Origin of the sequence: Gilliamella sp. Pas-s95, from assembly GCF_009795795.1 — a bacterium.
Taxonomy (GTDB): Bacteria; Pseudomonadota; Gammaproteobacteria; order Enterobacterales; family Orbaceae; genus Gilliamella; species Gilliamella bombicola.
The window spans coordinates 1-16,013 of record NZ_WTFC01000017.1; the positions used below are offsets into that span (position 1 = coordinate 1).

Below are 16,013 nucleotides of genomic sequence, written 5' to 3' on the forward strand. Positions count from 1 at the left end.
TATGGTATCACTGGCATTTATGTTAATGTGGCTGCCAATGTATTGTTGAGCAATTTATGTACAGCAAAGATCAACAGCCCCTAATAGTTTATTTATTTTTTAAGTGTTTTAAATGTTCTGGTATGACTAATTCGTAATTCAGTTTTAAATCTCTTTCTATTTGTCGAGGTAGTTCATTTGATAAAGATATATACTGTTCAATACTCCCACGCTTTGGAAATTCAGGTAGATGATTAAAATAATCATATATTTTTTGAGATAATGATTTACCTGAACATGTAGGAAATTGCTTTCTTGTTAATTTTGCTATTTCAATAATATCTTTTTTAAAACTATTTTCAGGTCTACCTATGAAACTGCTTTTAACAAAATTAGACTCTATTTTTTCTTTCCCATTTAAAAAATTTTCTAATTCATTAGATGTTATCAACATCTGTTTTGGAGATAGTTTTACAGGATCATCTAATTCAACAATAGCATTAACTTTAATACTTTTTAGTAAGTCTAATTCATTATGCTCTTTCAAAAGACGGTAAGTATCAACAGAAATAGCCCAACTCTCAGCGGGAAGAGAGAATTTATTTATTATTATATCATCGATGATTGGATATTGAATGGTAGATAAATCTATCGCCAACAAAGAGTGAATATAAAATATATCTGAGTCAGAATTAACGAAAGGATATTGATAATTATAGGATGAGATTGGAAATTCTTTCTTTAGTTCTTCACTTCTATAAAATAAATTACAATTTATTCTACCATATTCAGTTTTAATAATATTATTTAAATTACCTTCTTCTGGGAATAGCATAGGCAGCAAATCGAGATCAACATCATTTTCAGCTTGAATAAAAATATTTCCGCATTTACCTGCTGAGTTAGGAGAATAATAATGAACACATAATTCTAATTTTTTTTCAAAAGCAAAATATAATAAATCTTCAGTATCTACAGTTCTATTTTTAATAACTTTATTAATTTTATCAACAGCTTTATTTAAAGTGTAAAACCGTCTTTCTGGTAATGCCATACGCCCCTCACGCCCCTAATAGATATTTGCGCCAGTTCGCTAGGGTTGCGAATGTTCGGGGATCAGCCTAGACGCAAATAATACATTAATATACAGTTAGGTACATTATAGCACTGTGTTTATATACATTAAATTATTTTAGATATGAAATTATTGGGGTGACTAATCAGGAATTTTTATACACATAGTGATAAGATGATCGTCATCTTCTTGGGTGGGCAATATTTTAAATCCGTATTTTTTATATAGTGCTATCAATGAGGGATTATTATTACATTCTAATATAGCAAATCTACCGCCAGCCATAGCGCGGATTTGTTTAATTATTGTGAAAGTTTCTTGTAATATTAACCCAAGATTTATAGGATTATTTTCAATTGCGAAATTTTTACCAATTTGACCAATCAAATGAACTTTTATTTCTGTAGCGTGCTTATTAAAGCCATCCATACTAGATACTAATGTTTTAGATATTTCAAAATTACTTGATTGTATTGATGTAAATGCTAAAGAAAAATAGGCGAGAATATCAAGATTATCTTCGTTGATAATAAGATAGGTTTTTGATACGTTCCTTTTGCTAAATTCTATTGCTGAATTACATAAGAAATCTTGTAAATCTTTATTTCTAGGGCAAGAAAAACAACAAAGGAGGCTTTTTATTTCCTCCTCGTCATATTCATTAATAAGTTCATCCAGATTAACCGTGAGCATTTTTTCGGGTTAAAACTTTAGAAAATAATTTTACTGCTTTTTTAGATTCTGCTTTATCGTCTCGCTCGCGAGTTTTTATCGTACTTTGTGCTTTCTCTAGTTCCTGAAATACATTAATGTCACGAGGCTCAGCCAAAACAAACGTTTTGCTAAATGATGATGTAGCCATATTATGCCTCCTAAAAAGTACAATTACACAAGTTGTGTAATATTATATAGCTCTATTTTGTTATATCAATATGTATTTTACTGTTTAAAACAGAATATAAATAAATATGAGAAAAACAATAATAAATATTTAATTTTCTTTAAATTAAAATTTATGAAAGAATTTTATAAGCTGTCTTCATAATGAAGATAACTGGCTTTTATGATTAAATTGGTATCCATTTATTAAATGCTTTTCACTGGATACCTGAATGGATACCTATATAAGTACTAGTAATTATATAAATGAAATTTGTTTTAGATGTGAGATTTTATTGAGATAAATTATTCAGTTTGCTGTTTATACAATTTTAGCAAATTATTTATGCCAATTAAGCTTCCATTATTAAACCCCATTTGAGAATATTTAACAGCGTTAACATAATAAGGATCATTTATATGATTTACAATTGTTTCTAACCAATCTGAATGCTCTGAAATACGTAATGTAAAACTCCAAATCATATAAATAATTCCTGCTATTCTATATAGTTCAGGGCTATCATTATTTAAATTAGCGACATTTAGATCTAAATTATCAAACATTTCTAAATTAATTTTATTATTTGACACGGAGGTATTCCATAACCGAACGTGGTGAGCACACCTATTTCTAATGATATTTAAATATTCTAATGATGTCTTAAGTGATAATTTCACATTTTTGCTATTTGGTCTGAGAAATTTCATCGATTTACATATAGCAACTTTATATTTATCATCAAGGATTCCATAAAATTTAGACATTGTTCCAAAATTCCATATTTCGACAATAGCCCATATAGGAATTTCGTTATACTTTTCTATATTCCATTTTATACAATCATTAGATTTATTTTTATCTATTAAAATATTTAAATTATTTAACCAATTATCATGTTTGTCATGTGAATTATTATCTATTATTTTTTTATCTTTATATGCAGTTGGTGAAATTTTTCCTAACTCATAAGCAATAATCGCTTTTAAATATGTTTCTATTCGTTCCAGCCCCAAAAAAATAATATTTCTAAGCTTAACATCAAACAAATATAGCTTATAGATATTGCTGAATAGAGTATTTTCTATAAAATTTTCATTTCTTCGTGATTCAAGTTTATCAGAAGGCGGTGGGATTTTTAATTTTCGAAAAGGGTACCAATAGCCCGATAACCTATAATATCCAACATTGGCCAACTTCTTTTGGGCTTGTTTGCGGTCTAAATCAGAGAAAATCATCCCCCGATTTTCTAACTTTATTAGCTGATCTTCATATGAAAGATGTGGTTTTAAGTTAGCCATAAAATATTATGTAGTAGAAAAAAGAAAGCCCCAAACGTATCAAGTTTTAGGCATTAATCAAAATTAAAGATTAACGACCAAAAAATGTAGAGGTATAAAGGGGCACTGTTAGGAGCTAGTATAATTATTTTTTGTAACATGTCTACTAATGTTTATTGACCTTTATTGACGCTTAACATGAAAGAGTTTTCTAAAAACACTATATGTAGTTATTTTTACATAAAAGCTAAGTAGATATTGTGTTTTCAATAAAATTAATCTTAGTTTTGATTGCTCATTTTTCAATCTAATTAATAATAAACTCTTAAACCACCTTTTGTCTTTTTATTGAAGAAATTGTATTTAGTTCTCATTAATTAAACGGATTTTAAGATATTTAAATTCCATAAGTAGTAGCTAATTTGGAGCAGGGGGATTTCAGGCGGTTAAATCCTTTGGTGATGGCGATACTAGTTCTATGCGCACTGGTTTAGATTTGGCTATAATGCTACTACCCATAGATTGATGATCTAATGTCTGCTTTTCAGAATAACCATGATTAGCAAGCATCAATTTAGCAATACTCGCGTTAAACTCACCTTTTAAGCCTTTGTTAATTAACTCCACTTCTTGGCGCGCTTTGATAAGTTCTAACAGATCCTTAAATTCTTCGCTTGAACTCGCATAATTATATAAACTGGATCTTGAACAGTTAGCATATAAAGCCAGTCCAGCCATAGAGGGAATGATTTCGCCATTTTTGATATAGCCCTGCTTATGCAAATACTCTTGCCCTAGTTTTAACATGTCCTTTACCTTTGATTTTCGCCCTACCATATTGCCACCTAACTTACTAATAATAAGACTATTATAATCCAATAAGGCGAATTATTAGATTGCTTTCTAACGTGTCCAAAAATTCACTAAACCAACCAAGAGGAGGGGGGTGTAAATTCCTACGACCCTATACGTTATAAACCGCCCACCCTCATTCATTTTAACGCTAACCCGATTTTTTTAGTTTTTTTAATGTTACCTTTTCTGTAATCTCCCTGTATGGTGGAAATCACCATAAAGCATTTATTCTTTTCCTCTAATAATAGCCCTGGATCAACCTTAAAATCACCCTAACTTAACATTATGATTAATAATTATTTTATTTTAATAAAAAAATAGCGCCATATAAATATATTTATATTTCAATTGGTTAATTACAGGATCAAGATTGTTTTAATAATGTGTATAGTAGTGAACAGTAGTGAATACTAGTGAACACCAAAAAATATATATAATAAGTATATAATATATTGATATATATAAATTAATATTAGGTTAGTGAATAGTAGTGAACACTTTATATTAAAAGTTTAAGATTATGGGGAGGTAAGAATAAAAAAACAGCCTAATAATCGGTATAAGTAAAGGATGACATTTAAAAAAGCACCCCTCAGATATGAGGAGTGGTTATTATGGAGAATTGAAGTGTGTAACCCAAATATGGGGCACGGTATGAATAGCGTGATATGGTTAATGATTAACTAGCTTTAAATTGCGGTTACCTGATAGTGAGACATTTCCTTGGCTTGCTTGCTCGACAAAGTCACCCCACCAGTCAAGCATGATTCTGCGCTGTTCTAGGTAAGTAGCACGGTTATAGGCTCGCCTGACGCTATTAGTATCGACATGGGCTAGTGCCGCTTCAATAATATTAGGGTCAAAGCCTTGCTCATTTAATATCGTGCTTGCTAAAGCTCTTAAGCCATGCGCAACAAGCTTATCTTTATATCCCATGCGCTTTATTGCCATGTTAGCAGTACTACTATTCATCGGGGTTGTATAAGGCGGTTTCATACTTGGGAATATATGCTCTCTATGCCCGCTTATAGGCTTCATAATTGATAATATAGCCATAGCCTGCTTATTGAGTGTAATAGTATGCTCTCGCCTCATTTTCATTTTTTCGGCAGGAATAACCCATAAGCAATTGTCTAGATCAATCTCTTGCCATTTTGCCCCTACCGCTTCATTTGGGCGTGTCATTGTTAATAATTGCCATTCAATCAAGCAACGCGTTTGTAATTCGATTCTGGCCATAGCAAGGGATTGCATAAATTGGGGCAGCTCTTGCGCGTTTATTGTTGGCATTTGCCCTTTTATAGGGCTTTCAAAAGCATCTTTTATCTTGGCTGCTGGGTTAGCATCAATCAAGCCTATATTCACCGCATAAAACATAATCTCATTGATACGTTGGCAAAGTCTTTTAATTGTTTCTAATTTACCATTAGCTCTTAGTGGCTCCATGGCCTTAATAAATTCTTTTGCTTTTAATTTAAAGATTGATTTATCACCAATATAAGGAAATAAATGTAACTCTAACGATTCCCACGTTCTTTTTAAGGTGCTTTCAGTTAGTCCTTTGCCACTTTTAACTTTAAACCAATCAGCGGCTACCTTTTTAAAGGTGCTAGTAATTTCGTCATGCTTACGTTGTTCTTGTTCTGCTTTGTGCTCTTGAGGATCTACACCTTGCTTTATTAATTCTCGCGCTTCATCTCGTTGTTTTCGCGCTTGCTGTAGTGAAACCTCAGGATAACTACCGAAGCTAATTAATGCGCCCTTTTTGGTATATGGACGCGTATACTTAAAACGCCAGATTTTAGAATTATTCGATTTAACTAAGAGATACATACCACCGCCATCAAATAAAGAGTAATCTTTATCTCTTGGTTTGGCTGCTTTTATTTGGGTGTCTGTTAATGGATGTGTTTTCCTTGCCATAATTATTTTAGGTATACGATATATAAGTATATTGCGTCTGTATACCTAAGCATATACCTAAAAATTATGGTTGTAAATGTACCTTACTGATACTTAATGGGCAATAAAATAGACTTTAAGGCTTGTTATTACTGGATTTGGTGTACTTTATAGGGTTTAAAAGAATGTTACTGATTATTGAATTGGTGGAGCCAAGGGGGATCGAACCCCTGACCTCAACGCTGCCAGCGTTGCGCTCTCCCAGCTGAGCTATGGCCCCAAATAGAAAGGGATAAAACTGTGGCTAATAATATGCAACTAAATAATAAGTGTCAATCGATTTGATATTATTTGTTTAAAAAACAGGCTAATAAAACTCTGCCTATTGATGGCAGAGTTTACATAATTAACGCAATATTGAAGGTTGATCTGCGCCTTCTGCTTCAATTTTAGGTGGCATAAAGTGTTCACGTTTTACGCCCAATTTAAGCGACATATACGCAGCCACATAAATTGATGAGATTGTACCAAGTACAATACCAACGCCTAATGTTTCAGAGAAACCTTTTAACATTGAACCACCAAAAATATACAGAATAATCACCACAACAAGGGTTGTACCTGATGTCATTAAAGTACGATGCAAAGTTTGTGTTAACGAGATATTAATAACATCGTAAGGCTCTGCTCGGCGAATCTTTCTAAAATTTTCACGAATTCTGTCAAAAACAACAATGGTATCGTTAAGTGAATAACCAATAATTGATAGCATCGCTGCAATGATAGTTAAATCAAGTTCTCGTTCAAATAGTGATAGATAACCTGCAGTAATAACAACATCATGAGCTAAGGCAACAACCGCACCCGTACCAAATCGCCACTCAAAGCGAAATGCAATATAGATTAAAATACACACTAATGCAGCACATATAGCCAAAACACCATCTTGAGCAAGTTCAGCTCCAACTGTTGGACCGACAAATTCAATCCGTTTAATTTGAGCTTCTGCATCAATATCTTTATGGATTAAATTGGAAATTTTTGTGCCTAGTGCATTATCAATAGCAGATGATGCAGCACCGTCTTCTTGCTTAGCCGAAGGTAATCTAATGATGATATCTTTACTACTACCGTAATATTGTACTATCGGTTCATGATAGCCAGCATTGCGTAAACTGTTACGAAGGTCATCAAGGTTAACAGCTTTTGTTACGGTGAGCTCAACTGTCGTACCGCCAGTGAAATCTTGTCCTAAATTAAATCCTTTAACAAAAATAACCACAAACGATGCGACAACTAATAACATTGAAATAACAAAAGAAATAAAGCCAAATTTTAAAAAGTCGAGGACTCTGCGACCATGATTCAATTCTCTAACATCATGATTTTGTTTTTTAGTAATACTCACAATAAACCTCTAAATTGATAACTTATTAACGCGACGACCGCCATAAATAAGATTGGCTAATGCACGAGTACCGACAATCGATGTAAACATTGATGTTACAATACCGATGCCTAGTGTAATGGCAAAACCTTTAATTGATCCTGTACCAACTGCATAAAGGATAACAGCAGTAATTAAAGTGGTCAGGTTCGCATCGAAAATACTGCTCCAAGCGCCTGCGTACCCTTCATTAATTGCATGCTGAACGCCACGTCCATTACTAAGTTCTTCTTTTATTCGTTCGTTAATCAGTACATTGGCATCAACAGCCATACCCACAGTTAATACAATACCTGCGATACCGGGCATGCTTAGCGTTGCTCCAGGAAGTAAAGACATTGCACCAACAATTAAAATTAAGTTTGCAACTAATGCAAGGCTTGCAAACACACCAAACAAACGATACATCCCAAGCATAAAAATGACAGAAATCAATAAACCCCATGCGCAAGATTCTAAGCCTTGGGTTATATTTTCTTGCCCCATTGATGGCCCAACTGTCCGTTCTTCAATAATCTGAATCGGTGCAATTAATGCTCCTGCACGTAATAATAGTGATAAATTTTTAGCTTCATCAATACTACCAATACCAGTTACTTGGAAGCGATCACTGAAAATACCCTGAATAGTCGCGACGTTGATAACTCGTTCTTGTTTTTCAAAGATCGGTTTATCGTTTTCATCACGTTTACCAGTATCTTTGTATTCAACAAATAAGGTTGCCATCGCTTTATGAAGATTTTTTTGGGTAAAATCAAGCATTCTTTTACCCCCCGAACCATCAAGTGTAATAGCAACTTCGGGTTGACCATATTGATTAACGCGATATGAAGAATCGGTAATATGATCGCCAGTTAATACAATGCGTTTATAAAGTAGTACTGGGCGACCGTCTTCCATATACTGAATTTCTGAACCATAAGGAATACGCTTATCACCATTTAGAATAGCCGGCAAATTAGACGTACTCTCTTCGTTAACTTGTCTAAACTCTAGTGTTGCCGTTGCTCCCAAAATACGCTTGGCTAATGCAGTGTCTTGTATGCCGGGTAATTCAACGACAATACGATCTGCCCCTTGACGTTGAACAATTGGTTCAGCAACACCAAGTTGGTTAACACGATTACGTAAAATGGTAGTGTTTTGTTGTACAGCATCATTTTTCGCTTGTTGTAAACGTTGTTCACTAACATTGATGACAATACTGTTGTCGCGTTGAGAGATCACTTTGTAATCTTGTATCCCATTGATCTTGGTAATGGCTTTATTACGATCTTCAGTATTATCAAATTGCATTACAATTTGCTGATTACTATCTTTGCTGATCGTTTTATAGTTTAACTTGCTATTAGTAAATTCAGCTTTGATGTTTTCTATAGATTGTTCAGTGAGTTTACTTAATGCAGTGGTCATATCGACTTCCATTAAGAAGTGAACACCACCACGCAAATCAAGACCCAGTTTCATCGGTTCTGCACCTAACACAGTAAGCCATGCAGGCGTTGCTGGTGCTAAATTTAATGCAACAATATACTTTTCACCCAATGCTTCTGATATAAGTTCTTTTGCTTTAAGTTGGGTATCGTTATCGCCAACACGAATCAATATCGATTTATTGTCATAAACTAATGATTTCGGTTGGATATGATTATCGGACAAAAGTTTTTTAACTTGATCTCGTGTAGCGACATTGATTTCGGCAGTATTTGAACTTGAAATTTGTATAGCGGGATCTTCACCATAAATATTTGGAAGTGCATAAAGAAGGCCGAAGCAAATGACAACGACCAACATGATGTATTTCCACAAAGGATAGCGGTTTAACACGACATATTCTCTTGTAGGATTAGGTAATTAATACAATGAACATAATAGATAAAGCTCTATTATAGTGATTTCATTGTCCCTTTTGGTAAAACTGATGCGATAAAGTCACGCTTGATCACAACTTCAGTCGTATCATTTAACTCTAGCGCGATGTAACCATTTTCGTTAACTTTTGCTACACGACCTATAAGCCCGCCACTAGTTAACACTTCATCACCTTTTGAAATTGATGCCATTAACTCACGATGTGCTTTAGCGCGTTTTTGCTGTGGGCGCATAATCATAAAATAGAAAAATAAACCAAACACAACTAACATAATTGGCATAATATAATCGCCACCTGGTTGGCTACCATCGGCTGCATAGGCATTAGAGATTAAAAAATCCATACTGGTCCTCTTGTTTTAAACTAAATTTTCAAAGGTCGGAATTATAACACAATAAATAAATCTGTTATTAACTATTTCTTGTCAAAAAATTTCAGGAAAGCATGCGTTTTAGTATAAAAAGTGTTTTAAGCTACTTCGGTTAATATAACTCCGCCAACCAAGCAATGAAGGCGGATAAAAGTTAATTACGTAGTTAAATATTGCGCCATACTAACTAAGTTAAATAACCATTTAGGGTAAATTCCACAAAGCAGAGTCAATAAGGCACATAATACGATGATTAACTCGCTTATTCTAATATCTGTCCATTTTAACTTAATCGAAGTGCCACTTAACATTTGCCCATCTCGACAAGGCGGTTTAATATAAAGATTGATAATTAAACGGGCATAAAAATAAAGTCCTAATGCACTACCAATAACCACAGCGGCAACTAACCACCATAATTCCGCAGTTACGCCTAATAACACCAGTAAAAATCGTCCAACGAAACCGGCAGTTAGAGGTGTCCCTGCTAAAGATAAAAAGCCAATGCCCATCGCTAATGCAAGGATTGGCCTGCGCCAAAATAGACCCGAAAGATCAATTTCGTTTTCATGGTCTTGCAGTTCATTAGAATGCGAATCTAAACTGATAGCACCTAATATACAGATATTAGCTAAAATATAGCCAATTAGGTAAACGCCAATGGTTTCTAATGCAAGCACTTGATACTGAACAGCAATTAAAGCCGTAAATAGATAGCCGAAATGCGCTATTGATGAATAGGCAAGTAATCTCTTTAAGCTACTTTGCTTCAACGCTAGTAAATTGCCCCACAAAATAGAACAAAAAGCCATAATAACTAAAATAATACGGATGGTTTCATTATTCACTATCGGTGCCAATAGGAATAGTCTTGCGATTGCACAGAAAACCGCAACTTTTCCAACTGTTGATAATAATAAAGCAATAACCGTTGGTGCCCCCTGATAAACATCAGGCAACCAAAGTTGAAATGGTACCAATGATAATTTAAAACCAATACCAACTAACATCAAGCAAACACCTATTAGTAGTAATGTGCTTGGGTAAGACATTGTTGACAGCTGGTAACTTAACCCGCTGAAAGTCAATTCTCCTGTCGTTGCATAATAAAAAGCGATTCCCATCAATAGAAATACGCTAGCAACAGCTGATAAAATCATATATTTAACAGCAGCTTCTAATGAATGAGTCTGCGTATATTGATAACCAATTAATCCCACAAAAGGAATGGATAATAGTTCAATTCCAACAAAAAAAGCGATTAAATGGCTGGCATATACAAGTGTTACACCACCTAATACCGTAAAAAGCAGAATTAAATAAAATAATCCGTGCTGAGCCTGTTCTTGTTTAAACCAGCGATAAGCGAAACATGCAACTGCAATAGATATCATTAAAATCAAACTGGTATAAAGTAAACCGTAGCCATCACAAGTAAAAAGTGCGGTGATATGGCGCGCTTTCCATTCTGCCATTGAAGGGTCGTCAATGTTAGAGCCATCATCAATATGGGAATTAGAGTTAGCATCCATATTTATATCAGCATTATTATTATTATCGGCATTATTATCAACAGCGCTGTTATCGATATTATCGTCAATACTTATGTTTTCATTTGAAGATTCCACCGATTCTGTAGGCACGGAATCAATTGCAATTGTTTCTTCGTTCGATGGATTGGGTTCTTTAATAGGGTCAGAAGCTGGTACCGATATTTGCATATTGTCACTGCTTATGTCCGTAATAGCTTGCGTGCTAAACGAAATTTTATAACCAACTATCACAGAGAAAATCAATGCACAGGATAATCCACATACCGTTAAAATAGCGCATCCTTTGGTACCTATTTTAAAAACGAACAATAAAAATAATAAAACAATGATGGCAAAGCTTAATACAAAAATAGGTGATAAAGCTATCATAGGTGATTACTCTCCCACTCGCTCGGTAGTTATGTATTGTTGTGTTTGATTCACAACAGAATAAGACATATCTAAAACTACTTGAGGATACAAACCAATAAAGATAAGGACAATTAAAGTGCTTGATAATAACAAAAGATCTTTTTTACTAAGAAGATATTTTGGCGCCGTCCCTTTATCGACAGCTCCATAAAAAATAGGCTGCATACGAACAATAAATGAAATAGACAGCAATAATAATCCAATTACGAGCAAAATTGTATAGAACGAAAAAGTACTATAACTACCAAGTAACATCATATAATTACCTACAAAATTAGCTGTGCCAGGAATACCCAATACGGCTAAGATAAAATACAAGGTAAATGAAGATAGATAAGGTACTCGCTCTTTAAGGCCAATAAACTGAGTTATGTTTCGTGTTGAGTAACATTCCCCCAATAATCCACTAATTATAAACATGCCAACTATTGCTAAATTGATAGCAATCATTTGAATAACCACACCTTGATAAGCAACAACAGAACCGCTATAAATAATGGCTGTGACAAATCCCATTAACGCAATATGAATATAAGCAATAAGTTTTTTAATATCCGTTTGATTAAATGCAACTAGCGCAGCATAAACAATTGTAAGCAGAGCAAGAACTAACATAATTGGCATAATCATGACGGAAGCATTTGGGAATAGCGGTATAACAAAACGAAGTAAGCCAAATGCTGCAGTATTAAGTAACAATCCACTGATCATCATCGATCCAGTTGTTGAAGATTCCATATGGGCTTCAATAAACCAACCATGAAAAGGAACAAAAGGGATTCGCACAATAAAAGCGGCTAAGAACCCAAGCATAAGCAAAAATTCGGTATTGCTTGAAATTGGCGTTTTTGTTAATACCTGGTAATCAAAGGTCCAATGCCCTGTTAAGTTCCAGTTAATTAAGGCTAGTGATACAATAGAGATAAGCATAAGTAAGCTGCTTAATTGAGTATAAATCAAAAATTTGCTGGCACCATTAAAACGCAATTGTGAGCTTGAATCTCGTCGTCCCCATAGCGAAATTAAAAAATAGATAGGAATCGCGACGGCTTCCCAAAAGAAGAACATTAAAAATAAATCAGTGATTACAAATAACATCATAATGGCTGATGTCATAAATAATAGGCATAAATAAAACAAGCCAAGATTATTTAGACTTTCTTTGCTCGAATAGATAATCGTTAATAACACGATGAATAGAGTTGCAGTGATCACAACCATCGATAGACCGTCTAAAACAAGATGAAAATGAATACCTAATAAGGGGATCCAATCCAAATTAATTTCTTTTATCCAGTTTTCCCCTTGATTTAATACATTTACGGCATCTATCCATAATATTATCGTCATCAATAATGTAATACAAATAGTGATAAATGCTACAATTATTGGTAATTTTGACCAACGAATTTGTACATTGACAGAAACAACGCCTCGTTGTAGACATACATGGCATAACCAACCAATAAATCCGCCTATTACAGGTAAAAAAACAAGCCATAACAACATGAATGATTACACCTTTTAAATAAAAATCAGTAACATTAATATGGTAATACTACCTATAACCATTGACAGCATATACCATCGAATTTGCCCATTTTCTAAGTCAACGATGAATTCATTTACCTTTCTAATACCCCACAAAATCCAATTATCCCATAAAATTAATGGATCTTTTTTTAATAAATTAGCTAGGTAGACATAAGGTTTAACAAATAGAGTATGCAACAAATAATCATAACGCCAATCACTATTACATAATCGTAAAAAGAATTTAATCATTGGCGTATTTAAAACTTCTTGTACTTCGCTATTTGGACGTGCATACAAAATATAGGCAATCAAGAAGCTTAATCCTGTCACTGCGGCTAACAGTAGTTGGAAAAGTAATTGTCCGTTAGTGTCTAACTCAGCGATTGGAACAATACCGCGAATTGGTAATGGGAAATAGATAAATAACGCGGTAGGAAATATCAGTAATATAAAAATTGGCAAATAACTTATCCATTTAGTTTTTGCAAAGTCAGACTGTTTTTGTTTGTGATAAAATATTATTGAAATTAAACGCCAAATATTTAAACTAGAAAGCAAAATACCTAATAAACCAATGGTCCCAGATATCAATTTATCTTGAGTCATTAAGCCCAATATGATATCGCCCTTGATATAAAATGATGATGAAATCCAAGGCATAGCACTTAGTGATATCATAATAAACAAAAATACCGAATATAGCATCGGAAACGATTTAATTAAGCCTCCCATTTTGCTTATATCGCGTTCACCTTGGCATTTTTTGATTAAAATTGATGAAGCTAAAATCAGCAATGTGCTTGTTACAGCATAATTAATTAAGTAATTAAGAGACAAGCTCCAATTCTGCGTTGAAAAAGCATAAAATAGATAGCTAATTTGCGCTAAATTAATATAGGTGATAATTCGTTTAATATCATACTGTACTAAGGCAATAGTACTAGCAAATAATATGGTTAACGATGACATTATTGATATAATAGCAAGCACGTCATTTGACATCATAAACAAATTACTAAGCCTTAAAACTAAATATACTCCAGCTAAAATCACCGTTGATGATTGTAATAAAGCTACCGCAGGCATTGGTGCTAATGTTGTTTGAGCAAACCATGAGTGCATAGGAAATAGCGCAGACTTACTCATTGCACCAAGGAACAGCATTAAAGTTATCCAAAAGATGATATCTGAATCGACCGCCAAATTATCATGAGATTGCGTCAAAACATCACGAATATTTAATGTCTCTACGGTTTGATACAATAAAAATATGCCAAGGATTAAAAAGATATCGGTTAAATGCATCATGATAAATGCCTTTACAGCCGCATAACCATTACGAGCCTGTTGATAGTAGATACCAATAAGTAAGTAAGTACTTATGCTCACACCTTCCCAGCCAATTAACATAACAAACAAGTTATCAACTAATATGACAGTTAATATACTGGCAATTAATAAATTACTGTAAGCGTAGAAGTTATAAATATCCTTGCTGGACGTTAAATAGCAGGCAGCAAAGAAGTAGATCAAAAAACCGAAGAATGAGATTAAAACTAAAAAAATTAGTGATAAACCATCTAATGTTAAAGAAATAGGCACAATAAAATCGCCTACAGAAAACCAATTCCACAATGGTCTTGTATAAACTAAGCTCATGTCTGGAACTATGTTTGAAATAAAGTCAATACAAGAAAAGATAGTAATTAATGTAATTACTAGCATAGTACTAATACCAATAATCATCACATTAATTGATCGAATATGCCTTCCAAAGCAAACTAATATTAGAAAAGTGAGCAAGGGAACAATAATAGTTAAATAAAGTAAATTCATCCTTTCATTTCACTCAATGAATCAATATTAAAGATTTTTCGACGATAAAATAGTTTCATCATTAACGCAAGGCCAACACAAACTTCAGCAAAGGTTGTTATTACCGCTAGTATTGCAAGCACTTGTCCATCGGATTGTTGCCAATAGCTACCTGCCGCAAATAATGCAACTATTGCACCATTATTCATAATAATCAGGCTAAGTAATAAAAAATAAAAATTACGTCGAATCATTACGCCTAATAGACCAATTACAAATAAAATAGAGGCAAAAATAAGACAATACATGAGTGGAATCATATTATTTCTCCGACATAAGCCGATGCATAAAATGATAAGAAATCACGGCTGCACCTAATAATAAAAACAGGGCTAATTCAGCCATCAAAATGTAGGCATATATGGACATTTCATGCATTAATTCATGAGATTCCTTTAACTCTGAGTAATTAACACTTACTACACCATAAATAAGAACAACAAGCAAAATAAAGGCTAAAATTAACGGTCCTAACCAAATTTTTGGACTAATACCGTTTTTGTTATGCTCTACAGTATCCACACTAATTTTCAAAATTGAAGCAACAAGTAAAAAAATAGTTACCGATCCACCAATAAATAATAGGATATATAAAACGGCAAAAAAATAGTTATCAAGCAGAATAAATATCAACGCTGATGCAAAAAGTGAAATAACAAGGTATAAGATTGCTTTATCAATCCTTAAACTACTAATCACTTTTACACTGGCAAAAACAGCAATAATCGACGCGATATAAAAAACAGCGATCATTAAATAATCCAATATGTATTGATAATGCTGTTAGTATATACCCAAATGATATCAAGATACAGTTTACAAACACAGTGTTCATCGAAAAATAAGCTTATTAAACTGTATTTGGGTGAGTATATCACAATGAAATGTGACATTTTTATTTGTTGATCTTTCATGGTAAATATAATTAAAACAACTAAAAAAAATAAAAACCATAAAATTTTATTATTTAAATTCAA

General features: G+C 33.3%; 14 protein-coding genes and 1 tRNA gene. All 15 read right to left on the reverse strand.

Annotated elements, in window-relative coordinates:
• Window positions 1-88: 88 nt before the first annotated feature.
• The gene (locus tag GQ598_RS05980) at window positions 89-1,033 is read right to left on the reverse strand and encodes a hypothetical protein (protein ID WP_160402902.1); all 945 of its coding nucleotides are present in this window, start codon (window positions 1,031-1,033) and stop codon (window positions 89-91) included.
• Window positions 1,034-1,195: 162 nt separating this feature from the next.
• On the reverse strand, window positions 1,196-1,747 hold the full coding sequence (locus GQ598_RS05985; RefSeq protein WP_202112695.1) for a hypothetical protein: 552 nt from the start codon (window positions 1,745-1,747) through the stop codon (window positions 1,196-1,198).
• Entirely contained in the window at window positions 1,734-1,916 is a 183-nt protein-coding gene (locus tag GQ598_RS05990; RefSeq protein ID WP_160402904.1) for a hypothetical protein, read from the reverse strand. The genes GQ598_RS05985 and GQ598_RS05990 overlap by 14 nt, the downstream gene beginning before the upstream one ends.
• A gap of 323 nt (window positions 1,917-2,239) precedes the next feature.
• The gene (locus GQ598_RS05995) at window positions 2,240-3,235 is read right to left on the reverse strand and encodes an Abi family protein (RefSeq protein WP_160402905.1); all 996 of its coding nucleotides are present in this window, start codon (window positions 3,233-3,235) and stop codon (window positions 2,240-2,242) included.
• A 417-nt stretch (window positions 3,236-3,652) separates the two neighbouring features.
• On the reverse strand, window positions 3,653-4,021 hold the full coding sequence (locus GQ598_RS06000) for a terminase small subunit (protein ID WP_202112696.1): 369 nt from the start codon (window positions 4,019-4,021) through the stop codon (window positions 3,653-3,655).
• Window positions 4,022-4,741: 720 nt separating this feature from the next.
• Window positions 4,742-5,992 carry an integrase domain-containing protein gene (locus GQ598_RS06005; protein WP_065737821.1) on the reverse strand — a complete coding sequence of 417 codons (1,251 nt, stop codon included), beginning with the start codon at window positions 5,990-5,992 and terminating at the stop codon, window positions 4,742-4,744.
• 183 nt (window positions 5,993-6,175) lie between these two features.
• Window positions 6,176-6,251 (reverse strand) — tRNA-Ala (locus tag GQ598_RS06010).
• Between the two features lie 126 nt (window positions 6,252-6,377).
• Window positions 6,378-7,373, reverse strand: a complete 996-nt coding sequence (gene secF / locus GQ598_RS06015; RefSeq protein WP_160402959.1) for a protein translocase subunit SecF — start codon at window positions 7,371-7,373, stop codon at window positions 6,378-6,380.
• Between the two features lie 15 nt (window positions 7,374-7,388).
• Window positions 7,389-9,245 (reverse strand): protein translocase subunit SecD, encoded by a 1,857-nt coding sequence (secD, locus tag GQ598_RS06020; protein ID WP_160402909.1) that lies wholly within the window; start codon window positions 9,243-9,245, stop codon window positions 7,389-7,391.
• 59 nt (window positions 9,246-9,304) lie between these two features.
• Complete coding sequence (yajC, locus tag GQ598_RS06025) at window positions 9,305-9,634, reverse strand: preprotein translocase subunit YajC (protein WP_091348553.1); 330 nt, start codon at window positions 9,632-9,634, stop codon at window positions 9,305-9,307.
• A 185-nt stretch (window positions 9,635-9,819) separates the two neighbouring features.
• Window positions 9,820-11,583 (reverse strand): NADH-quinone oxidoreductase subunit N, encoded by a 1,764-nt coding sequence (locus GQ598_RS06030; RefSeq protein ID WP_160402911.1) that lies wholly within the window; start codon window positions 11,581-11,583, stop codon window positions 9,820-9,822.
• 6 nt (window positions 11,584-11,589) lie between these two features.
• A complete protein-coding gene (locus GQ598_RS06035; protein WP_160402913.1) occupies window positions 11,590-13,134 on the reverse strand; it encodes a NuoM family protein in 1,545 nt (514 codons plus the stop codon).
• Window positions 13,135-13,149: 15 nt separating this feature from the next.
• A complete protein-coding gene (locus GQ598_RS06040) occupies window positions 13,150-14,997 on the reverse strand; it encodes an NADH-quinone oxidoreductase subunit L (protein WP_160402915.1) in 1,848 nt (615 codons plus the stop codon).
• Window positions 14,994-15,296, reverse strand: a complete 303-nt coding sequence (gene nuoK, locus GQ598_RS06045) for an NADH-quinone oxidoreductase subunit NuoK (protein WP_160402917.1) — start codon at window positions 15,294-15,296, stop codon at window positions 14,994-14,996. The genes GQ598_RS06040 and nuoK overlap by 4 nt, the downstream gene beginning before the upstream one ends.
• A 1-nt stretch (window position 15,297) precedes the next feature.
• Window positions 15,298-15,789, reverse strand: a complete 492-nt coding sequence (locus tag GQ598_RS06050; RefSeq protein WP_160402919.1) for an NADH-quinone oxidoreductase subunit J — start codon at window positions 15,787-15,789, stop codon at window positions 15,298-15,300.
• Window positions 15,790-16,013: the final 224 nt, after the last annotated feature.